Annotated in this window: 16 protein-coding genes and 1 pseudogene; 11 read left to right on the forward strand and 6 right to left on the reverse strand. The window is 73.7% G+C overall.

Going from position 1 to position 21,178, the window contains the following annotated elements:
- From UW392_RS20065 to UW392_RS20080, 4 genes and pseudogenes are all read left to right on the forward strand, one after another.
- Positions 1-324 (forward strand): annotated as a pseudogene (locus UW392_RS20065) (acetyl-CoA C-acyltransferase); the annotation flags it as partial.
- A 34-nt stretch (positions 325-358) separates the two neighbouring features.
- Positions 359-2,536 carry a 3-hydroxyacyl-CoA dehydrogenase NAD-binding domain-containing protein gene (locus UW392_RS20070; protein ID WP_320776419.1) on the forward strand — a complete coding sequence of 726 codons (2,178 nt, stop codon included), beginning with the start codon at positions 359-361 and terminating at the stop codon, positions 2,534-2,536.
- 139 nt (positions 2,537-2,675) lie between these two features.
- A complete protein-coding gene (locus UW392_RS20075) occupies positions 2,676-4,343 on the forward strand; it encodes a thiamine pyrophosphate-binding protein (protein ID WP_320776420.1) in 1,668 nt (555 codons plus the stop codon).
- 82 nt (positions 4,344-4,425) lie between these two features.
- Positions 4,426-5,172, forward strand: a complete 747-nt coding sequence (locus UW392_RS20080; protein WP_320776421.1) for an IclR family transcriptional regulator — start codon at positions 4,426-4,428, stop codon at positions 5,170-5,172.
- 163 nt (positions 5,173-5,335) lie between these two features.
- Here UW392_RS20080 and UW392_RS20085 read toward each other — a convergent pair whose 3' ends face one another.
- The 3 genes from UW392_RS20085 to UW392_RS20095 form a co-directional block, all read right to left on the reverse strand.
- Entirely contained in the window at positions 5,336-6,829 is a 1,494-nt protein-coding gene (locus tag UW392_RS20085; protein WP_320776422.1) for a sugar ABC transporter ATP-binding protein, read from the reverse strand.
- A gap of 25 nt (positions 6,830-6,854) precedes the next feature.
- Complete coding sequence (locus UW392_RS20090; RefSeq protein ID WP_320776423.1) at positions 6,855-7,952, reverse strand: sugar ABC transporter substrate-binding protein; 1,098 nt, start codon at positions 7,950-7,952, stop codon at positions 6,855-6,857.
- Between the two features lie 92 nt (positions 7,953-8,044).
- On the reverse strand, positions 8,045-9,073 hold the full coding sequence (locus tag UW392_RS20095) for an ABC transporter permease (protein WP_320776424.1): 1,029 nt from the start codon (positions 9,071-9,073) through the stop codon (positions 8,045-8,047).
- A gap of 144 nt (positions 9,074-9,217) precedes the next feature.
- Here UW392_RS20095 and UW392_RS20100 point away from each other — a divergent pair, with 144 nt between their 5' ends.
- On the forward strand, positions 9,218-9,943 hold the full coding sequence (locus UW392_RS20100) for an SDR family oxidoreductase (RefSeq protein WP_320776425.1): 726 nt from the start codon (positions 9,218-9,220) through the stop codon (positions 9,941-9,943).
- Positions 9,944-9,974: 31 nt separating this feature from the next.
- Here UW392_RS20100 and UW392_RS20105 read toward each other — a convergent pair whose 3' ends face one another.
- The gene (locus UW392_RS20105) at positions 9,975-10,715 is read right to left on the reverse strand and encodes a MerR family transcriptional regulator (RefSeq protein ID WP_320776426.1); all 741 of its coding nucleotides are present in this window, start codon (positions 10,713-10,715) and stop codon (positions 9,975-9,977) included.
- 268 nt (positions 10,716-10,983) lie between these two features.
- Here UW392_RS20105 and UW392_RS20110 point away from each other — a divergent pair, with 268 nt between their 5' ends.
- Positions 10,984-12,438 carry an amino acid permease gene (locus UW392_RS20110; RefSeq protein ID WP_320776427.1) on the forward strand — a complete coding sequence of 485 codons (1,455 nt, stop codon included), beginning with the start codon at positions 10,984-10,986 and terminating at the stop codon, positions 12,436-12,438.
- Positions 12,439-12,450: 12 nt separating this feature from the next.
- Here the strand turns inward: UW392_RS20110 and UW392_RS20115 are convergent, their stop codons facing one another.
- Positions 12,451-13,509: a helix-turn-helix transcriptional regulator gene (locus UW392_RS20115; RefSeq protein ID WP_320776428.1), complete on the reverse strand. Its 1,059-nt coding sequence runs from the start codon at positions 13,507-13,509 to the stop codon at positions 12,451-12,453.
- Between the two features lie 92 nt (positions 13,510-13,601).
- Between UW392_RS20115 and UW392_RS20120 the strand changes: the two genes are divergently transcribed.
- From UW392_RS20120 to UW392_RS20130, 3 genes are all read left to right on the forward strand, one after another.
- Entirely contained in the window at positions 13,602-14,000 is a 399-nt protein-coding gene (locus UW392_RS20120) for a VOC family protein (RefSeq protein WP_320776429.1), read from the forward strand.
- Between the two features lie 112 nt (positions 14,001-14,112).
- Positions 14,113-15,432, forward strand: a complete 1,320-nt coding sequence (locus UW392_RS20125) for a M14 family metallocarboxypeptidase (RefSeq protein WP_320776430.1) — start codon at positions 14,113-14,115, stop codon at positions 15,430-15,432.
- Between the two features lie 74 nt (positions 15,433-15,506).
- A complete protein-coding gene (locus UW392_RS20130; RefSeq protein ID WP_414496455.1) occupies positions 15,507-17,249 on the forward strand; it encodes a BCCT family transporter in 1,743 nt (580 codons plus the stop codon).
- A 61-nt stretch (positions 17,250-17,310) separates the two neighbouring features.
- Here UW392_RS20130 and UW392_RS20135 read toward each other — a convergent pair whose 3' ends face one another.
- Entirely contained in the window at positions 17,311-18,264 is a 954-nt protein-coding gene (locus tag UW392_RS20135) for an FAD-dependent oxidoreductase (RefSeq protein ID WP_320776431.1), read from the reverse strand.
- 66 nt (positions 18,265-18,330) lie between these two features.
- Between UW392_RS20135 and UW392_RS20140 the strand changes: the two genes are divergently transcribed.
- Together UW392_RS20140 and UW392_RS20145 are read left to right on the forward strand one after the other, a co-directional pair.
- A complete protein-coding gene (locus UW392_RS20140; RefSeq protein ID WP_320776432.1) occupies positions 18,331-19,386 on the forward strand; it encodes an oxidoreductase in 1,056 nt (351 codons plus the stop codon).
- A gap of 36 nt (positions 19,387-19,422) precedes the next feature.
- Complete coding sequence (locus tag UW392_RS20145) at positions 19,423-21,063, forward strand: ABC-F family ATP-binding cassette domain-containing protein (RefSeq protein ID WP_320776433.1); 1,641 nt, start codon at positions 19,423-19,425, stop codon at positions 21,061-21,063.
- The last annotated feature ends 115 nt before the right edge of the window (positions 21,064-21,178 follow it).

The raw sequence follows: 21,178 nt of genomic DNA on the forward strand, positions 1-21,178 counted from the left end.
ACCATCATGCTCACCGGGCCCGCCCCCGCCACCCGCAAGGCGCTCGCCAAGGCGGGTCTCACCATCGACGACATCGACCTCGTCGAGATCAACGAGGCGTTCGCGGCGGTCGTCCTGCGCTTCGTCAAGGACATGGGACTCTCCCTGGACAAGGTCAACGTCAACGGCGGCGCCATCGCGCTCGGCCACCCGCTCGGCGCCACCGGCGCGATCATCCTCGGCACCCTCGTCGACGAACTGGAACGACAGGACAAGCGGTACGGCCTCGCCACCCTCTGCGTGGGCGGCGGCATGGGCATCGCCACCGTCGTAGAGCGCGTCTGACTCCCCTCCCCGCCGCACCTTGGAGCACACCCCTATGAGCACCGAGTCCACCATCCGCTGGGAACAGGACCGCACCGGCGTCGTCACCCTCGTCCTCGACGACCCCAACCAGTCCGCCAACACCATGAACCAGGCGTTCCGCGAGTCCCTCGCCACGGTCACCGACCGCCTGGAGGCCGAGAAGGACACCGTCCGCGGCGTCATCATCACCTCCGCCAAGAAGACCTTCTTCGCCGGCGGCGACCTGCGCGACCTCATCCGCGTCACCCCCGAGACCGCCCAGGAACTCTTCGACGGCGGCCTCGCCATCAAGCGGAACCTGCGCCGCATCGAGACCCTGGGCGTGCCCGTCGTCGCCGCGATCAACGGCGCCGCGCTCGGCGGCGGGTACGAGATCGCCCTCGCCTGCCACCACCGCATCGCCCTCGACGCGCCCGGCTCCAAGATCGGCCTCCCCGAGGTCACCCTCGGCCTGCTCCCCGGGGGCGGCGGCGTCGTCCGCACCGTACGGCTGCTCGGCATCACCGACGCGCTGCTGAAGGTGCTGCTCCAGGGCACCCAGTACGCCCCCCGCCGCGCCGCCGGGAACGGCCTGGTCCACGAGGTCGCCGACAGCCCCGACGACCTGCTCGCCAAGGCCCGCGCCTTCATCGACGCCCACCCCGAGTCGGCCCAGCCCTGGGACGTCCCCGGCTACCGCATCCCCGGCGGCACCCCCAGCAACCCCAAGTTCGCCGCCAACCTGCCCGCCTTCCCGGCCAACCTGCGCAAGCAGACGGGCGGCGCGCCCTACCCGGCGCCGCGCAACATCATGGCCGCCGCCGTCGAGGGCGCCCAGGTCGACTTCGAGACCGCCCAGGTCATCGAGGCCCGCTACTTCGTCGAACTGGCCGCGGGACAGACCGCGAAGAACATGATCCAGGCGTTCTTCTTCGACCTCCAGGCCGTCAACTCCGGCGCCAGCCGGCCCCAGGGCGTCGCGCCCCGCCAGGTCCGCAAGGTCGCCGTCCTCGGCGCCGGGATGATGGGCGCGGGCATCGCCTACTCGTGCGCCCGCGCGGGGATCGACGTCGTCCTGAAGGACGTCTCCCCGGAAGCCGCGCTCAAGGGCAAGGGCTACTCCGAGAAGCTGTGCGCCAAGGCCGTCTCCCGAGGCCGTACCACCCAGGAGAAGGCCGACGCGCTGCTCGCCCGGATCACCCCCACCGCCGAGGCCGCCGACCTCGCGGACTGCGACGCGGTGATCGAGGCCGTCTTCGAGGACACCTCCCTCAAGCACAAGGTGTTCCAGGAGATCGAGCACGTCGTGGCCCCCGACGCGCTGCTCTGCTCCAACACCTCAACGCTGCCCATCACCGCCCTCGCCGAAGGTGTCGAGCGCCAGGGCGACTTCATCGGGCTGCACTTCTTCTCGCCCGTCGACAAGATGCCGCTGGTGGAGATCATCAAGGGCGAGCGGACCGGCGACGAGGCGCTCGCCCGCGCCTTCGACCTGGTGCGGCAGATCAAGAAGACGCCGATCGTCGTCAACGACAGCCGGGGCTTCTTCACCTCCCGCGTCATCGGCCACTTCATCAACGAGGGGGTCGCCATGGTGGGGGAGGGCGTCGAGCCCGCGTCGGTCGAACAGGCCGCCGCCCAGGCCGGCTACCCCGCCAAGGTGCTCTCCCTCATGGACGAGCTGACGCTCACCCTGCCGCGCAAGATCCGCCAGGAGACCCGCCGGGCCGTGGAGGAGGCGGGCGGCACCTGGACCGCGCACCCCGCCGAGGCCGTCATCGACCGCATGGTCGACGAGTTCGGCCGCACCGGCCGCAGCGGCGGCGCCGGCTTCTACGACTACGACGACACCGGCAAACGCGCCGCGCTGTGGCCCGGACTGCGTGAGCACTTCACCCGGCCCGGCACCAAGATCCCCTTCCGGGACATGCAGGAGCGGATGCTCTTCGCCGAGGCGCTGGACACCGTCCGGCTGCTGGAGGAGGGCGTCCTGACCTCCGTCGCCGACGCCAACATCGGCTCGGTCCTCGGCATCGGCTTCCCCGGCTGGACCGGCGGCGTCCTGCAGTACGTCAACGGCTACGAGGGCGGCCTGCCCGGCTTCGTGGCACGCGCGCGTGAACTCGCCGAACGCTACGGCGACCGGTTCACGCCGCCCGCGCTGCTGGTGGAGAAGGCGGAGCGGGGCGAGGTCTTCACCGACGCGCGCTGAGCACGCCTGGGCACGGGGGACCGGCGTACCGCTCAGCGGTACGCCGGTCTTGCCCCGCGGGAGCCGTCCCCCGACGCTGACCGGCGAACACACCGGTCGCGCGCGGTCCCGTCCCCGTCCCCGTCCCCGAGGAGTGCCCATGGGTCACAGTCCCGCCCCCGCACGGCCCGGCCGGCTCCGGCCGGGCGGCAGCGCGGCGGCCCTCCTCGACATCCTCCGCGACGAGGGCGTGGACCGCGTCTTCGGCAACCCCGGCACCACCGAACTGCCCTTCCTCGCCGCGCTCTCCGAGGCCGCCGACGCCCCCGAGTACGTCCTCGGCGTCCACGAGGGCGCCGTCGTCGCCATGGCCGACGGCTACGCCCGTGCCACCGGGCGCCCCGCCTTCGTCAGCCTGCACATCGCCGCCGGCCTCGCCAACGGGCTGCTCGGCCTGCTCAACGCCCGCCGCTCCCGCACCCCCCTCGTCGTCACCGCCGGACAGCAGGACCGCCGCCACCTCCAGCAGGACCCCATGCTCTCCGGCGACCTCCTCGGCCTCGCCGCCCCCGCCGTCAAGGAGAGCTACGACGTCCAGCACGCCCGGGACCTGCCGCTCGCCCTGCGCCGCGCCTTCGCCCGCGCCGTACGGCCGCCCGCCGGACCCGTCTTCCTCTCCCTGCCGATGGACCTCTTCGACGACGACACCGGCACCGAGGTCCCGGCCCGCACCCCCGCGCCGCCGCTCGGGCCCGCCGCCGGACTGGAACGGGCCGCCGCGCTGCTCGGCGCCGCCGCCCGCCCCGCGATCGTCGCCGGGGACGGAGTGGGCCGCGAGGGCGCCGTCGCCGCGCTGGTCCGCACCGCGGAGGCGTGCGGCGCCCCCGTCCACCACCAGCCGATGGCCGACTGCCTCGACTTCCCCACCACCCACCCGCTGCACGCCGGACCGCTGCCGCCCCGCCACGACGCCGTCCGGGCCGCGCTCACGCCGTACGACACGGTGCTCATCGCCGGCGCGCACGCCTTCACCCCGCACCACTACAGCCCCGGGCCCGCCCTGCCGCCGGGACTCACCGTCCTCCAGATCGACTCGGACCCCGACGAGATCGGCCGCAACTTCCCCGCCGACGCCGGTCTGGTGGGCGCGCTGGAACCGTCCCTGGACCGGCTCGCCGCGCTGCTGCGCGAGCGGGTGCCCGCCCGTACCGCACAGGAGCGGCTGCTGCGCGCCGAGAAGACGCACGCCGCCGCCCTCGCCGGTGCCGAGTCCGCCGCGCGCGCCGCGTACTCCCGCGCTCCGCTCGACCCCCGTGCCGCCGCGCACGCCGTCGCGCACGGCCTGCCGCCCGGCGCCGCGGTCGTCGAGGAGGCCATCACCGTGGGTGTGCCGCTGCGCCGCCTCGCACGCCTGGAGGACCCCGGCAGCTACACCCACGCCGTCGGCGGCGGCCTGGGCTGGGGCATCGGCGCCGCCGTCGGCCGGTCGCTGGCCGAACCCGGCCGGCCCGTCGTCGCCGTCCTGGGCGACGGCTGCGCCCTCTTCGGCCTCCAGGGCCTGTTCAGCGCCGCGCGGCAGGCCGTCCCCGTGCTCTTCGTGGTGATGAACAACGGCGCCTACCGCACGCTCCAGGACACGTACACCGCCCTCGGCGGCGAGGGCGTCTGCCCCGGCAGCGAACTGGGCACGCTGGACTACACCCGCGCCGCGGAGTTCTTCGGCGTCGACGCGGTGCGCGCCGACAGCGCCGAGCACCTGTGGGAGCTGGTGTCGCGCGCCGCGGAGCTGACCGGGCCGCTGCTGGTCGACGTACCGCTGCGGAACTGACCGGTACCGGCCGCACGGGGTGGGCCGCACCGGGTGCCGTACACACCTTGTCACCCGCACACCGGGCCCCCACCATCGGTGCATGACGGACGTCCCGCCGCCCAGGTCGGTGCTCGCGCGCGGCGCGCTGCTGCTGCGCGCGTGCGGGGAGGGGGCCGGGGCCCTCACCCTCGCCGAACTGGCCCTGCGCACCGGGCTGCCCAAGCCCACCGCGCACCGCCTGGCCGGCGAGCTGGTCCGCCTCGGGCTGGTCGAACGCACCGCGGACGGCACGTACCGCATCGGGCTCCAGCTCTTCGTACTGGGCCAGTCCGCGCCGTCCCTACGGGAGCTGCGGGACGCCGCGCTGCCCTACCTCGGCGATCTGCACGAGGCCACCCACGAGAACGTGCACCTGGCCGTGCCGCACGGCACCGACACCCTGTTCGTGGAGAAGGTCACCGGCCGCCGCGCCACCCCGATCGTCTCCCGCACCGGCGGGCGGCTCCCCGCGCACTGCACGGCCACCGGCAAGCTCTTCCTCGCGCAGGACCCGGGCCGCCCGCCGCACGGCACGCTGCCCCGGCTCACCCCGCGCACCCTCGTCCTGCCCGGCCAGCTCGCCCGCGACCTCGCGCTGACCCGGGCCCGCGGCTACGGGCTCAACTGGGAGGAGGCCGAGGTCGGCGTCTCCGCGGTCGCCGCCCCCGTCTACGCGCCCGGCGACGCCTCCCGCGCCGTCGCCGCCCTCTCCGTCACCGGCGGCACCCGCCGCCTGGACATGGACCGCGTCGGCGCCCGCGTCTGCGCGGCGGCCCGCGCCCTGACCCGGGCCCTCTCGACGGCCTGAGCCAACGGCCTGAATCAACGGCCTGAATCAATAGCCCGAGCCAACGGCCCGAGCCAACAGCCCGAGCCAACGGCCCCACACCCACCGCCACGAGCCTGGCGGTCCGCCCCGCTGCCCCGCCCCGCTGCCCCGCGCCGCTGCCCCGCGCCGCCGCGCCCGGTGCTCAGTCGCCGGACGTGGCGGACGGGCCGTCGGCCGTCCACTGCGTCGACACCGCCAGCGCGCGCTCCGTCAGCCGCTCTCCGGCGAGTTCGTCGGTGAGGCGGCCGCGGACGAAGACCAGGACGCGGTCGCAGACCTCGGTCAGCTCCGCCAGGTCGGTCGAGGCCATCAGGACGGCCGCGCCGTCCGCGGCGAGTTCGCCCACCACCCGGTGCATCTCCGCGCGGATGCCGACATCGACGCCGCGCGTCGGGTCGTCGAGGACCACGATCCGCGGCCCGGTCGCGAGCCACTTGGCGAAGACGACCTTCTGCTGGTTGCCGCCGGACAGCCGGCCCACCACCTCGTGCGGCCCGCCGCGCAGCCGCAGCCGCCGCGTCAGTTCCCCCGTCCGCCGCACCAGCGCGGCACGCGAGGGCGCGACACCGCCCCGGCCCAGCGCCAGCCAGCTCACCGCCGTGACGTTCTCCCACACCCGGCGGTCCGTCATCAGCCCGTACCGCTTGCGGTCGCTCGGCACGAAGGCGACGCCCGCCCGGACCGCCTCCCGCAGCGACCGCGGCCGTCCGCGCCCGCCCACCTCCACGCGCCCCGCCGAGACGGCCGTCCGCCCGCACACCACCTCAAGCGCGCTCAGGTGCCCGGCCCCCTGCAACCCGGTCACCCCCACCACCTCGCCCGCCCGCACGGCGAACGAGACGTCCGCCAGCCGCCCCGGCACACTCACCCCGGACAGCGTCACCCGCGGGTCCCGCCCGGACACCACCCGCGCCCGGCGCACCGGCTGCTCGGGACGGTGCCCCAGCATCGCCGCCACCAGGTCGGGCACGTCCACCTCCGTCCGCCGCACCCCGCCGAGCGCCACCCGGCCGTCGCGCAGCACCGTCACCCGGCGCGCGAAGCGCATGACCTCCCGCAGGAAGTGGGTGACGTACAGGACGGCGATGCCCCGCCCGGTGAGCGTGGCGAGGACCCGCTCCAGCCGGTCCACGGCGGCGGCCGGGAGCGCCGACGTCGGCTCGTCGAGGATGAGCAGCCCGGGGGCGCGCAGCAGCGCCCGCGCGATCTCCGTCAGCTGCTGGTCCGCCAGCGAGAGTCCGCCCGCCGGCGCTCCCGGATCCACGTCGAGGCCCAGCTCCGCCAGGACGGGGCGGGCCGCCCGGTCCATGGCACCCCGGTCCAGCAGCCCCCACCGGCGCGGCGGCCGGTACGGGAAGAGGTTCTCCCGCACGGTGAGGTCGGGGAACAGGCTCAGCTCCTGCGAGACGACCGCGATCCGCGCCGCCCTGGGCAGCCGCACCGTCCCGGCGTCGGCCGCGAGCGTCCCCGACACCACCCGGACCAGCGTGGACTTGCCCGCGCCGTTCTCCCCGACCAGCGCGTGCACCTCCCCGCCGCGCAGCCGGATGCCGGCGCCGTCCAGCGCGCGGACCCCGCCGTAGGACTTCACCAGGTCCGTGGCCACCAGCACGTCGTCATCCGCGTCGTGGGTCACTGCCGTACTCACCTCGTACGTCATCTCAGCGCGCGTCCTCCAGCGGCCGCAGCGCCGCCTCCTGGTCGTCGAGGAGCTTGTCGATCGTCGGCCTGTACCAGTCGTACGCCGCGTCCGAGGACTTCTGCCGGGCCGTGACCTCGTCGATGTTGGAGGAGTCCACCACCCCGCCGGGGGAGAGGAACCAGCCGTCGGGAAGGTCGCCGTCGTTCTCCCGCACCGCTTCGATGAGCATCGCCGTGGAGAGATAGCCCTTGAGGAAGTGCTGGGGGTCGATGGTGACGAAGTTCGAACCGTCCTTCACCGCGTCCAGCGTCTTGGGGTCGACGTCGAAGCCGGCCGTGAGCCACTCCCCCTTCTTCGTCTTCTTCAGCTTGGCGAGGTTGTAGCTGTCGGCGTCACCCACACCGAGGAACGCCAGCGCGCGCGGATGCGCGTTGACCTGCGCCGACCAGGAGCCGTAGTTCTGCCCCGGGTCGCTGTACGTCTGGAAGGGACCGAGGACCTTCACACCCGGCGCCTTCTCCTCGAACGTGTCGGCGATGCCCTTCGCCCGGTTGTCCAGCACGGGGGTGCCGGGGTTGGGCACCCCGATGACGACCTCGCCCTTCGGATCGGCGCCGAGCCGCTTCAGCGCCTCTGTCGCCATCAACCGGCCCAGCGCGTAGTTGTCGTTGCCGACATAGAACGAGATCTTGCTGCCCTCGGTGGGGGCCGTGTCGCAGGCGACGACCGGGATGCCCTGGCCGACGGCGCGCGCGGCGGGGCGGGTGAAGATCGGCGGATCGAGGTTCTCCAGGACGATGCCGTCCTTCGCCCGGGTGGTGAGGTTCTGGAAGAGCTGCACCTCGGCGGGGCCGTCGGTGTTGGGCGGCCCGACCGCCTTGAAGTCCACGCCGCCCGCGTGGTCCGCGGCGCTCTCGGCGCCCAGCACCATCTCGTGGGCGAAGTTCAGCGAGATGTTGGCGACCGCCATCCCCATGTCCAGTTCGTCGTCCGAACCGGAACCGCCCGCCCCGCACCCGACGGCGGCCAGCAGAGCCAGCACGCCCAGCGCGGCGCACAGGGAGCGGGAACGCGGACGGGAACGCGAACAGGAACGCGCACGAGATCGACGGTGCATGACGGCCTCCCTCAGCCTGAACCGACGCCTGAACCGACCACCTGTACCGAGCCCCGCACCGAGACTTGTACTGACACCTGTACCGACACCTGTCACCCCCGCCTGCGCCCCGTGCGCCGCAGCGCGCTGTCCGCCGCCACGGCCACGAGGATCACCCCGCCGGTCGCGAACGACGTCCAGTTGACCGGTACTTCGAAGAAGACCAGCCCCGCCGCGACCACCGACAGGATCAGCGCCCCGGCCACCGCGCCGACCACCGAACCGCGCCCGCCGGCCAGCGGGGTGCCGCCGATGATGCAGGCGGCGATCGCCTGGAGCTCGTAGCCCTGGCCCAGCGTCGGATCGCCCGCGCCGTAGAACGCGAGGGCGAGCGCCGCCGCGCAGGCCGTGGTGAGTCCGGACAGGGCCAGCGCCTGGATACGGGTGCGGACGACCGGGATGCCGCTGAACGCGGCGGCGTCGGGGTTGGACCCGATCGCCCGCACCCGGGCCCCGAAGCGGGTGCGGGCCAGTACCACCGCGAGCACGGCCACCACCGCGAGCAGCACCCACAACGCGAAGGGCACCCCGCCCGGGTCCCCGCCCGCGAAGGTGAAGAACGAGTCGTCCAGCGGCAGATCGGTGATCTGCTTGCCGTCGGCCAGCGCCAGCCCGATTCCCCGGTAGAGCATCAGCGTGCCCAGCGTCACGATGAACGACGGCAGCGCCAGCGCCGTCGTCACCAGCGCGTTGAACACCCCCGCCGCGACGCCCGTCAGCAGCATCACCGGCACCGCCAGCCAGGGCGCCAGCCCCTCACGCACCAGCAGCGCCCCGATGACCAGGCACATCGCGTATCCGCCGCCCACCGACAGGTCGACCTCGCGCATGGCGAGCGCGAACACCATCCCGCACGCCATCAGCGAGATGTAGACGGAGTTGTGCGCGGTGGACAGCAGGTTGCCGGAGTCGAGGAAGTCCGGGTACGGGATACCGATCCCGGCGATCAGCAGCCCCAGTACCAGCAGTACGCCCAGCTCGTCCCAGCCGGGACGGGACAGCGGCCAGAGCCGACGGCGCGGCCCGCCGGTCCGGTCGCGGGCGCGCTCGGGGTCGTCCACGGCACGCTCGGTCTCGGTCATCGGGCACGGCTCCCGTACGGCTGGTACTGGGGACGCCCCGCAGCGTCGGGCCCCCGGGACCCGGGCGGCAACACGGACGTTCCGGCGAGTGGAATGGCCGCCGGGCCCCTTGCCCCGCGCATGACGGATCGTCACACTCCGTCCATGGAGACGCCGACCGCACTGGTGACCGGAGCGGCCCAGGGACTCGGGCAGGAGTTCGCCGCCGCCCTCGCCCGACGCGGCTTCCGGGTCGCCGGCCTCGACATCGTCCCGCAGACCGAGACCGCCGAGCGCGTCCTCGACTACGTGGAACTCGTCGGCGACGTCACCGACGAGCACCAGGTGCGCGCCGCCCTGGAGCGCACCGTCGACCGCTTCGGCACCCTGCACGTCGTCGTCAACAACGCCGGTGTCTACCCGGCGGGACCCTTCGAGGAGACCTCCCTCGACGACTGGCGCCGCGTCCTGCGCGTCAACCTGGAGGGTCCCTTCGTCGTGACCCGGCTCGCGCTGCCCTACCTCAAGGCGGCCGGCTGGGGCCGCGTCGTCAACGTCGCCTCCGCCGCCGTCTTCACCGCGCCACCGGACATGGTCCCCTACGTCGCCTCCAAGACCGGCCTCATCGGCTTCACCCGCGCCCTCGCCTCGGCGCTCGGCCCGTACGGCATCACCGTCAACGCGATCGCGCCCAGCATGGTGCGCACCGCCACCGCCGAGCGGACGGTCGGCGCGGACGGCGGCTTCGAACGGGTCCGCGACCAGCAGGCCGTGCCGCGCGTGCAGGAGCCGTCCGACCTGATCTCCACCCTGCTGTACGTGGTGGACGAGGACAGCGGCTTCCTCACCGGCCAGACCCTCAACGTCTCCGGCGGCTCCACCTACGCCTGACCGTCAGCCGTCAGCCGTCAGCCGTCAGCCGTCATTCGCTGTCCGGCGTGGAGGTGGCCGACGTGGACGGCGGCGGCTCCTGCGCCAGCCACGCCCCCACCTCCTCCTTCAGCGACCGCTGGAACGCCGTCAGCAGCGCCTGCACCACCAGCGGCTGCATGTGCGCCGAGAGCGACCGCACGTCCCGGGCGTCCCGCTCCGCCGTCTCGCCGCGCAGCAGCTCCGACAGCTCGCGGGCGGCCTGCCGGGAGTGCCCGATGAGCACCCCGCGCGCGGTGAGGAGGGCCTCCTGCGACAGCGGCATGTCCAGCAGCCGCACGCCGAGCCGGAACAGCCCCAGGTCGACGCGGTAGCCGCCGTCGTCGGCCGCGCCGACCACGCCCATGGCGGCCAGCCGCTCGACGTCGTCGTCGGTCAGCGGGCGCCCGGCCCGCCGTACGAGCTGCTCCCGGGTGACCGTCTCCACGGCGTCCGGCGCCCACGCTGCCACCACCGCGCGGTGGACCGCCAGGTCGTGGGCGCTCAGGTCCGGCGGCAGCCGCTCCAGGTAGCGCTCGATGGCCGCGAGCGTCATGCCCTGCTGCTGGAGCTCCTCGATCAGTTCGAGGCGGGCCAGGTGTTCGCGGCCGTAGCGGCCCACCCGCCGGGGACCGATCACCGGGGGCGGCAGCAGGCCCCGGGTGCCGTAGAAGCGCACCGTGCGGACCGTGACACCCGCCCGCGCGGCCAGCTCGTCGACCGTCAGGCTCGGCTCTTCGGTGTCGGTCGTCATGTGCAGCAGTATCGCTGTCTCACCAGTACTGTGAAACCTCGTCCGCACCCGTGCCCGCCCCCGGGTGTGAACGAACGGTGATCCTGTCGGACATAAGATGCCGATCGTGTGAGAAGTGGCCCATGTGACGCGATCCGTCGCATGGGATTTCAAGACGTGGGAAGGTGCTGCGTCGGTCTGTGCCGCGACAAGGGTGGTGCAGGTCACGTCACACGTACGGACGTCCCGGGAGCACCCGTCCCGGGCGCACCAGAGAGTGGAACCACCCGTGAGCAAGGACGCCGTGGACACGGCACAGGCCGCCGACCGTCCCCTGACGGCAGGCACCCCCGCGGACGCGGGCGACGCCGGCTACAGCAAGGACCTCAAGGCCCGCCACATCAACATGATCGCCATCGGCGGCGCCATCGGCACCGGCCTCTTCCTGGGCGCCGGCGGGCGCCTGCGGGACGCCGGACCGGCGCTCGCCGTGGCCTACCTGGTCTGCGGCGTGTTCGCCTTCTTCGTCGTACGGGCGCTGGGCGAGCTGGTGCTGCACCGGCCGTCGTCGGGTTCGTTCGTGTCGTACGCGCGCGAGTTCCTCGGCGAGAAGGGCGCGTACGTCGCCGGCTGGATGTACTTCCTGAACTGGTCGACGACCGGCATCGCCGACATCACCGCGATCGCGCTGTACACGCACTACTGGAGCGCCTTCACCAGCATCCCGCAGTGGGTGCTCGCGCTGATCGCCCTCGCGGTGGTGCTGGCCGTGAACCTCATCTCGGTGAAGATCTTCGGCGAGATGGAGTTCTGGTTCGCGATCGTCAAGGTCGCGACGCTGGTCGCCTTCATGCTGATCGGCATCTTCCTGCTGGCCACGCGGCACGACGTGGGCGGCTACACCCCGGGCACCGGAATGATCACCGACCACGGCGGCTTCCTCCCGCACGGGGTGATGCCGGTCGTCCTCGTCGTCCAGGGCGTGATCTTCGCGTACGCCGCACTGGAACTGGTCGGCGTCGCCGCCGGCGAGACCGCCGAGCCGCACAAGGTCGTCCCCCGCGCGGTGAACTCCATCATGTGGCGCGTCGCCCTCTTCTACGTCGGTTCCGTCGTCCTGCTGGCGCTGCTGCTGCCCGGCTCGCTCTACTCGGGCGGCGAGAGCCCCTTCGTCACCGTGCTCTCCAAGGTCGGCGTCCCCGCCGCCGGTGACGTGATGAACCTCGTGGTCCTCACCGCCGCGATGTCGTCCCTGAACTCCGGCCTGTACTCCACCGGCCGGATCCTGCGCTCCATGGCGACGGCCGGTTCCGCGCCCCGGTTCACCGCCGTGATGAGCCGCACCCAGGTGCCCTACGGCGGCATCCTGCTCACCTGCGGCGTGTGCGTCCTCGGCGTCGGCCTGAACTTCCTCGTGCCGTCCCAGGCGTTCGAGATCGTGCTGAACGTCGCCTCCCTCGGCATCGTCAGCACCTGGGTGATCATCATGCTCTGCCATCTGGTGTTCGTCCGCCGCGCGAACGAGGGCCTGGTCACCCGGCCCCACTTCCGGCTCCCCGGCAGCCCGGTCACGGAGATCGCCACCATCGTCTTCCTGCTCGGCTGCCTGGTCATGATGTGGAACGACGAGGAGGTCGGCCGCAAGACGCTGCTGCTCGTGCCGCTGATCGCGCTGATGCTGGTGGCGGGCTGGTTCGGCGTCCGCCGCAGGGTCGGAGAGACGGCCGCGCGGACCGGGGAGTAGCGGCCCCCGGCCCTACGGGTCGCGCCGGGCGGACTCCGCCAGCCGCCCGGCGAACGACGCGACCAGGCCGCGCAGCTCCTTCGGCCCCTCGATCACGAACGGCCGGTCCAGGGAGGCGAGCGCGGCGGGCACCCAGTCGAGGCGCTCCACACGCAGCACGACCCGGCACCAGGGCTCGTCCCCGCCGTCGCTGTCGTCGTCCCTGCCGTCGGCGTCGGCGTCCCTGCCGTCGGTGTCGGTGTCGGTGTCGGTGTCGGCCGTGGGCGGCAGCTCCGTCACCACCGCGACCGACGGCGGCAGCCGCGCGTGGACGTGCGCGGCCCCGGCCCGCACACGCAGGACCACCTCGTGCCGGTACGGCGCCGTCGCCAGCGCCGTGAGCAGCAGCCGCGCCGGGTCGTCGGCCCCGGCGGGCGGCGTGAACGACCCGGGCAGCACCCGTACCCCCGCCATCCGGTCGAGGCGGAACACCTTCTCCTCACCCGTGGCGGGCTCCGTGGCCGTCACGTAGAGCCGGCCCGAGTGGTGCACGAGCCCGTGCGGGTGCAGAAGCCGCTCGCCGCGGCGGCCGTCGCCGCCGGTGTACCGCACCGTGACCGGCCGGTGGTGGCCGACCGCGTCGGCGACCGACAGCAGCACCCCGGCGTCCGGGGCCGCCGCCGGGCCGGCCTCCGCGGCGGTGAAGGCCAGCGAGCCGAGCACGGAGTCGAGCCGGACGCGGAGCCGCTCCGGCAGCACCCGCCGGATCTTCGCCGCCGCCGTCTCGCCCGCCGTCGCGGTGACCGTCGTCAGCCCGGCCCGCCGCCCCGCCGCCAGGCCCAGCAGCACGGCGAGCGCCTCCTCGTCGGTCAGCATCAGCGGCGGCACGCGGTAGCCGGGGCCGAGCCGGTAACCGCCGTAGCGGCCCCGGACCGACTCCACGGGCACGTCGAGGTCGAGCAGGTGACCGACGTAGCGCCGCACGGTGCGCTCGTCGACGTCGAGCCGGCCGGCGAGTTCGGCCACGGTGCGCACACCGCCCGACTGCAACAGCTCCAGCAGGGACAGGACACGGGCGAGAGGTCGGGGCATGCGCCAAGTCTGCCGCCGATACCGGGCGGGTTCCGCCCGGTATCCGTCGTAGCGTCCTCGGCGAGAGACCGCACGACCCAGGAGAGATCCAGATGAACCTCGTCTCCGTCCGCGTCATCACGGACGACCCGGCCCGCCTCGTCGCCTTCTACGAGAAGGTCACCGGCACCGCCGCCGACTGGGCGAACGACGACTTCGCCGAGGTGCGCACCGCATCGGGCACCCTCGCGATCGGCAGCACCCGTACGGTGCCGCTCTTCGCCCCGGGCTCCGCCCGCCCGGCCGACAACCGCAGCGTCATCCTCGAATTCCGTGTGGACGACGTGGACGCCGTCCACACGGAGCTGCGTACCTGGGTGGAGGAGTTCGTCACCGAGCCCACCACCCTGCCCTGGGGCAACCGCTCCCTGCTGCTGTGCGACCCCGACGGGAACCTCGTCAACCTCTTCACCCCCGTCACCCCGGCCGCGAAGGAAAGGTTTGGCCGCTAAGGAGAGGTTCGGCCGCTGAGGAGCGGTGGTCCGGCCGCTGAGGCCGGGCGCGGAGGTGCCCGGCGCGCACGCCCCCTTCTGCGCGCCGGGCGACGGAGGTACCGTCCCGCGCATGCCTCAACGCGTGCGCCGCACCTCCCGGAGAACCTGGAGACCACTGGCGACGGCGGCCACGGCCGCCCTGACGGCCGCTTTCCTCACCCCCGCCGCGGCGGTGGCCGCCGACTCCCCCCACCCGCCCCGCACCGGCTTCGAGATCTCGCACGGTGCCCGCTGGACCACCCAGGACGAGGAGCGGGACCTCCTCGCCGCCGTCGACCGGGCGAGCGGCCTCGCCGACGTCGACCGCATCGGCACCACGCAACAGGGCCGCCCCCTCCGGCTCGTCACCCTGGGCCGCCCGTCCGCCCCGCACAAGGTCCTCCTCGTGTGCGGCCAGCACGGCGACGAGCCGGCCGGCCGCGAGGCATGCCTGTCCACCGTCCGCGACCTCGCCCACGCCGACGACCGCCGCACCCGGCGCTTCCTGGACCGCACCACCGTCCTGGTCGTCCCCACCGCCAATCCCGACGGCCGGGCCGCCGACACCCGCGGCAACAGCGACGGCACCGACATCAACCGCGACCACCTCGCCCTGGCCACGGCCGAGGCCCGCGCCCTCGCCGCAGTGATCCGCGACCGCAGGCCCGACATCGTCTACGACCTGCACGAGTACGGCGCGACCCCGCCGTACTACGACAAGGACCTGTTCGACCTGTGGCCCCGCAACCTCAACACCGACGCGGCGGTCCACGACGAGGCCGAGACCCTCTCCGCCGCGTACGTCCGTCCCGCCGCGCGGGACGCCGGGTACTCGACCGGCACCTACGGCATCTGGACCGACCCGGAGACCGGCGAACCGATACGGCAGACCGCCGGGGACGGCCAGGAGCGCATCCTGCGCAACATGACCGGCGTCAAGCACGCGGTGGGCCTGCTCATCGAGAGCCGCGTCGACCCCCTCACCGACGCCGAGCGGCAGGACCCCGCGCTCAACAACCGCCGCCGTGTCGAGTCCCAACTGTCCGCCCTCGGCGGCCTGTTCGACTACTCCGACGAGCGACGCGGACGGATCGAGGCAGCCACCGCGGCGGCCCGCGCCGCCGGCCTCGCCGACACCGGACCGGTGTACCTGGGCGGCGCCGACAACGACCCGGCCGAACCCGCCGAGGTGCTCACCGACCCGCCCTGCGGCTACCGTCTCGACGCCGCCCAGTACGCCGACATCGGGGACGAACTGCGCCTGCACGGAGTGGAGGTGGAGCGCGCCGGGGACGGCGTCCTCGTACCGCTGCGCCAGTCGTCGCGCGCCCTGGTGCCGCTGCTGCTCGACGAACGCGCCGCCTACCACCTCACGGCCGGCGTACCCGACATCACCTGCCGAACACGATAAGAGCACGCCGTGTGTGGTGGTGGGGCCCGCGGGGAACATCCCCTCCCTCATCCGCTCGGCGAAAGGCAGCGCCCGTGACCCCAGACCCGCACAGCGGTGACCCGCACACCGACAGGAACCTCCGTCCGGAGGGCGCGCTGCCGGGGTCCGAGACGGGCCTGCCCGGTCAGGGACGCCCCGTCACCGACCGGATCGTCTTCGGCGTGACGGCCGTGCTGACCCTCGCCTTCGTGGTCTGGGGAGCCGTCTGGACCGACTCCCTGGAGGACATCTCCGGGGACATGCTCAGCGGCCTGATGCACAACGGCGGCTGGGCGTTCACCCTCGCGGCCTCGGGCTTCGTCGTCTTCGCCCTCTGGCTGGCGGTCAGCCGCTACGGGCGCATCCACCTCGGCGCCGAGGGGGAGGAACCCGAGTTCCGCACGGTGTCCTGGGTCGCGATGATGTTCAGCGCGGGCATGGGCATCGGCCTGATGTTCTACGGCGTCAGCGAACCCCTCACGCACTACACCACGCCCCCGCCGGGCACCGACCCGGCCGACTCCGGCGACCGCATGGAGACGGCCATGGCGACCACCCTCTTCCACTGGACGCTCCACCCGTGGGCGATCTACGCGGTGGTCGGCCTCGCCATCGCGTACAGCACCTTCCGCCGGCGCCGCCGCCAGACCATCAGCGCCGTCTTCACGCCGCTCATCGGGGAGAAGAACGCCAACGGCGGTCTCGGCAGGGTCATCGACATCCTCGCGATCGTCGCGACCGTCTTCGGCTCCGCGGCCTCGCTGGGTCTCGGCGCGCTCCAGATCGGCTCCGGCGTGCAGTGGCTGGACTGGCTGGACGACGTGAGCACGGTGCTGCTCGTCGTCATCATCGCGGTGCTGACCGTCGCGTTCGTGGCGTCCGCCGTCTCCGGCGTGGAGAAGGGCATCCAGTGGCTGTCCAACATCAACATGGTGCTGGCGCTGGTCCTGGCCCTGTTCGTGTTCGTCGCGGGCCCCACCGTCATAGTGCTGGACCTGCTGCCCACGTCGGTCTTCTCCTTCCTCAGCGACCTGCCGGAACTCGCCGCCCGCACGGAGGCGTCCGGCGGCGAGGGCGTCGCCGACTGGCTGGGGAGCTGGACCGTCTTCTACTGGGCGTGGTGGATCTCCTGGACGCCGTTCGTCGGCATGTTCATCGCGCGGATCAGCCGCGGCCGCACCATCCGGCAGTTCGTCGGCGGCGTCATCCTCGTGCCCAGCACGGTCAGCCTGCTGTGGTTCGCCGTCTTCGGCGGCTCGTCGATGAAGCTCCAGGAACAGGGGCGGCTGGGCGAGGAGTCGACGGCGGAGGGCCAGCTCTTCGCCGTGCTCCAGGAGTACCCGATCGCCACGGCGACGAGCCTGCTGGTGATGATCCTCGTCGGCATCTTCTTCGTCTCCGGCGCCGACGCGGCGTCCATCGTGATGGGCACCCTGTCGCAGAAGGGCGCGCTCGAACCCAACCGCCTGGTCGTCATCTTCTGGGGCGTGGTCACCGGAGCGGTGGCCGCCATCATGCTGCTGGTGGGCAGCGGCGAGGGCGACGCGCTGACCGGCCTGCAGAACCTCACGATCCTCGCGGCGGCCCCGTTCGTCGTCGTGATGGTCTTCATGTGCGTCGCCCTCATGCGCGACCTGCGCCGCGACCACGTCATCGTCCGCGGCGAGATGGGTTCGCAGGCCGTCGGCATGGCCGTCGTCGAGGGGCACCGCAAGTACGACGGCGAGTTCGAGATCCGGGTGGGTCCGGGCCGCGGACCGGAGGTGGAGGGCGACCCCATCGGCCGCCACGACTGAACCCACGGCACGGACAGGGCCCGGCACCTACCCGTGCCGGGCCCTGTCCGTACCGGACGGCTCACCCCGCCGCCAGCCGCGCCGCCTCCTCGGCACAGCCCCAGGACACCGTCACCCCGGCCCCGCCGTGCCCGTAGTTGTGCACCAGCGCGCGCCCGCCGGGCAGCGCCTCGCGTTCCAGGCGGACCGTGTCCCGCGCGGGGCGCAGCCCCACCCGGTGCTCCAGCACCCGCGCCCCGGCGATCTCCGGCCGCAGCGCCGCGCACCGCCGTACGATCCCCGCCGCGACGGCCGGGTCCGGCTCCCGCGACCAGACGTCCTCCTCCGCCGTACCGCCGAGGACGAGCCGGTCCCCGTGCGGGAAGACGTACGCCGTCTCCCCGGACGCGGGGTCCGCCGACACCGTCCAGGTGCGTACACCGGGGTTCTCCACGACGACCAGCTGCCCCCGCACCGGCCGCACGGCCGGGTCCGGTACCAGCGTCCGGGCGCCCAGGCCCGTGCAGTTGACCACCACCGGCGCGTCGACCTCCGCCCAGTCGGTCACCGTCCGCGTCTCGACCGAACCCCCCGCCGCCGCCAGCCGGTCCCGCAGCCACGGCAGATGCACCGACATGTCGACCAGCGGCAGCCGCACCCACAGCCCCTGGCCGTGGTACTCCCCGGCGGTCGCCGCCCGCAGCCCCGGCAGCCGCGCCGCCGCCCAGCCGTCGACCTCGTGCCGCTCCGTCTCGCCCAGCACCCCCTCGGCCAGCCGCACGCCCGCCGGCGCCGCTCCGGCCGCCAGTTCCTCGTACACCTCCAGGGAGCGCAGCGCCCACGCGCGCGCCGCCGCGACCGGCGCGATCCGGTACGGCCACCACAGCGCCCCCGCCACCGCCGAGGTCGTCTCCTCGGCCGGCTCCCGCGCCCACACCCGTACCGTACGGCCGCGCTCGGCCAGCACGACGGCCGTCGTCAGCCCGATGACGCCGCCGCCCACCACGACTACCTCGTCCGCCTGTTCGGTTCTCACAGGCGGACGGTAGCGGAATGTCCCGCGCCGTGCGCAGAGCGGTCCGGTGCCGGGAATACTCACCGCATGTCTGCCGCGTACGCGACCTTCGCCCTGGCCCCGGCGACACGGGCCGGGGGAGTCCTCGCCGGGGGTGAGTACCAGGTCCACCGCGACTTCCTCGACTTCATCGTCGACGGCCGGCCGCTGCTGTTCCGCCTCAGCGACCTGGACGCCGTCTCCCCGCTCGCCTCCGACGTCCCGCCCGCCCTCTTCACCGCCCAGGTCCGCGCCCTGCTGCTGGAGGCCGCCGCCCCGCTGCCCGGCGGCCGGTACATCGTCTACGGCTGTCCCGAGTGCGAGGACCTCGCGTGCGGCGCCGTCACCGCCGTGATCCGCAGGGACGGTGAGGACGGCGAGGACTACGTCTGGCGGGACTTCGCCTGGCAGACCGGACCCGAGGCCGACCTCCGGCTCAACGGCTACCACGGCATCGGCCCGTTCCGCTTCCCCGGCGCCGAGTACCGCGCGGTGCTCACCACCCTGCTCGGCGGGGGCACCGCCGCCCCGCGCCGCCGCGTCCTGCTGATCGGCGCCCGCGTCGCGGCCCTCGCCCGGCTCGCCGCCGCCCTGCGCACCATCGACATCGGCGCCGACATCACCCACGACGCCACCGACACCTCCGCCGACGAACTGCGCCGCTACGGCGCCGTCGCCTTCGGCCCGGCCGTCACCGACGAGCAGCGCGCCGCCGTCCGCGCCGCCTTCACCGCCGCCCGCGCCGACGTGACCTACGTCGACGGCTCCGCCCCCGGCGTCCCGCTGTCCGTCCCGCTCCTGGTCGCGCGGATCGAGCACGCCCTGGACCGCACCCCGCCCGCCCGCCGCAGGCTGACCCGGCTGGCCGCGGCCGGCGGCGCGGCCGGGATCGAGATCACCTCGCCCTGCCGGGTCCGGCTCACCGCGTACCGCCTCGACCGGCTGCGCCGCGTCCGCGTGCACGAACTGTTCGACGGGGTCCTCCCAGCGGGCGCCCACCGCGTCGCACTGGACCCCGTCCTGACCAGGGGCCGCGCCTGGCTGGTGGCGCGGGCCTCGGAGAGCGTGCTGACGGCACCGGTGACCCACGGAGAAGGGAGCTGAGAGCACCCCGGCCCGGCCGATAAAATCGGCGCCCTGATGACTGCCACCCTCGTCGCCAAGAATCTCGCCGCCGGCCACGGCGACCGCTCCCTGTTCACCGGGCTCGACCTCGTCGTCGCGCCCGGCGACGTGATCGGCCTGGTCGGCGCCAACGGCGCCGGCAAGTCCACGCTGCTGCGGATGCTCGCCGGACTCACCGCCCCCGAACAGGGCGAACTGCGCTGCTCCCCGCCCGCCGCCACCGTCGGCCACCTCCCGCAGGAACCCGAGCGCAGGCCCGGCGAGACGGTCCGCGCCTTCCTGGCCCGCCGTACCGGCGTCACCGAGGCCCAGCACACGATGGACGAGGCGACCCAGGCCCTCGTCGACGGCGCGCCCGGCGCCGACGACGCCTACGCCACCAGCCTGGAGCGCTGGCTCGCCCTCGGCGGCGCCGACCTCGACGACCGCGCGGAGGAGGTCGCCGCCACGCTCGGTCTCGCCGTCGGCCTGGACCAGCCGATGACGTCCCTGTCCGGCGGCCAGGCGGCCCGCGCCGGTCTCGCCTCGCTCCTCCTCTCCCGCTACGACGTCTTCCTCCTGGACGAGCCCACCAACGACCTCGACCTCGACGGCCTGGAGCGCCTCGAACGCTTCGTCACCGGTCTGCGGGCCGGCACCGTCGTCGTCAGCCACGACCGCGAGTTCCTCGCCCGCACCGTCACCAAGGTCCTCGAACTCGACCTCGCCCAGCGGCAGATCAACCTCTACGGCGGCGGCTACGACGCCTACCTGGAGGAACGCGAGACGGCCCGCCGGCACGCCCGCGACGACTACGAGGAGTACGCCGACAAGAAGGCCGCCCTCCACGACCGGGCGCAGACCCAGCGCTCCTGGATGGACAAGGGCGTCAAGAACGCCCGGCGCAAGGCCGGCAACGACAACGACAAGATCGGCCGCAAGTTCCGCAGCGAGGCCAGCGAGAAGCAGGCCGCCAAGGCCCGCCAGACCCAGCGCATGATCGAGCGCCTGGAGGTCGTCGAGGAGCCCCGCAAGGAGTGGGAGCTGCGGATGGAGATCGCGGCGGCCCCGCGCTCCGGCGCCGTCGTCGCCTCCCTGCGCGACGCCGAGGTGCGGCGCGACGGGTTCACGCTGGGGCCGGTCACCCTCCAGATCGACTGGGCCGACCGGGTCGCGGTGACCGGCGCGAACGGCGCGGGCAAGTCCACGCTGCTCGCCGCGGTGCTGGGCCGCGTCCCGCTGGACGCCGGACACGCCGCGCTCGGCTCGGGCGTCCGGCTCGGCGAGGTCGACCAGGCCCGGGGGCTGTTCCACGGCCCCGAGCCCCTGCTCGACGCCTTCCACGCGGCGGTCCCCGACACCGAACCCGCCGAGGTCCGCACCCTCCTGGCCAAGTTCGGCCTCAAGGCGGACCACGTGCTGCGTCCGGCGGCGACCCTCTCCCCCGGGGAGCGCACCAGGGCCGCGCTCGCCCTGCTCCAGGGCCGCGGCGTCAACCTCCTGGTGCTGGACGAGCCGACCAACCACCTGGACCTGCCGGCCATCGAACAGCTGGAGACGGCCCTCGACTCCTACACGGGCACGCTGCTGCTGGTCACCCACGACCGCCGGATGCTGGAGGCGCTGCGGGTCACCCGCCGCCTGGAGGTGGCCGACGGCAAGGTGACGGAGCGCTGAGGGGGCGACGCGCGGCGGGTGACGGAACGCCGGCCGCGCCCCGTCGCCCGTCGCCGCGCGCCTACGCCAGGCCGGCCCGCTTCAGCGCGTCGGCCATCGCGCTGTTGGCGGGCGG

It is taken from the genome of Streptomyces sp. CRN 30 (assembly GCF_034105845.1).

What these genes read in the sequence shown, in the direction of transcription:
- UW392_RS20120 (WP_320776429.1), top strand. Translation starts at nt 13,602, where the DNA reads ATGAACCTCGTCTCCGTCCGCGTCATCACGGACGACCCGGCCCGCCTC.
- UW392_RS20140 (WP_320776432.1), top strand. Translation starts at nt 18,331, where the DNA reads ATGTCTGCCGCGTACGCGACCTTCGCCCTGGCCCCGGCGACACGGGCC.
- UW392_RS20095 (WP_320776424.1), bottom strand. Translation starts at nt 9,073, where the DNA reads ATGACCGAGACCGAGCGTGCCGTGGACGACCCCGAGCGCGCCCGCGAC.
- UW392_RS20090 (WP_320776423.1), bottom strand. Translation starts at nt 7,952, where the DNA reads ATGCACCGTCGATCTCGTGCGCGTTCCTGTTCGCGTTCCCGTCCGCGT.
- UW392_RS20075 (WP_320776420.1), top strand. Translation starts at nt 2,676, where the DNA reads ATGGGTCACAGTCCCGCCCCCGCACGGCCCGGCCGGCTCCGGCCGGGC.
- UW392_RS20125 (WP_320776430.1), top strand. Translation starts at nt 14,113, where the DNA reads ATGCCTCAACGCGTGCGCCGCACCTCCCGGAGAACCTGGAGACCACTG.
- UW392_RS20145 (WP_320776433.1), top strand. Translation starts at nt 19,423, where the DNA reads ATGACTGCCACCCTCGTCGCCAAGAATCTCGCCGCCGGCCACGGCGAC.
- UW392_RS20105 (WP_320776426.1), bottom strand. Translation starts at nt 10,715, where the DNA reads ATGACGACCGACACCGAAGAGCCGAGCCTGACGGTCGACGAGCTGGCC.
- UW392_RS20070 (WP_320776419.1), top strand. Translation starts at nt 359, where the DNA reads ATGAGCACCGAGTCCACCATCCGCTGGGAACAGGACCGCACCGGCGTC.
- UW392_RS20100 (WP_320776425.1), top strand. Translation starts at nt 9,218, where the DNA reads ATGGAGACGCCGACCGCACTGGTGACCGGAGCGGCCCAGGGACTCGGG.
- UW392_RS20080 (WP_320776421.1), top strand. Translation starts at nt 4,426, where the DNA reads ATGACGGACGTCCCGCCGCCCAGGTCGGTGCTCGCGCGCGGCGCGCTG.
- UW392_RS20115 (WP_320776428.1), bottom strand. Translation starts at nt 13,509, where the DNA reads ATGCCCCGACCTCTCGCCCGTGTCCTGTCCCTGCTGGAGCTGTTGCAG.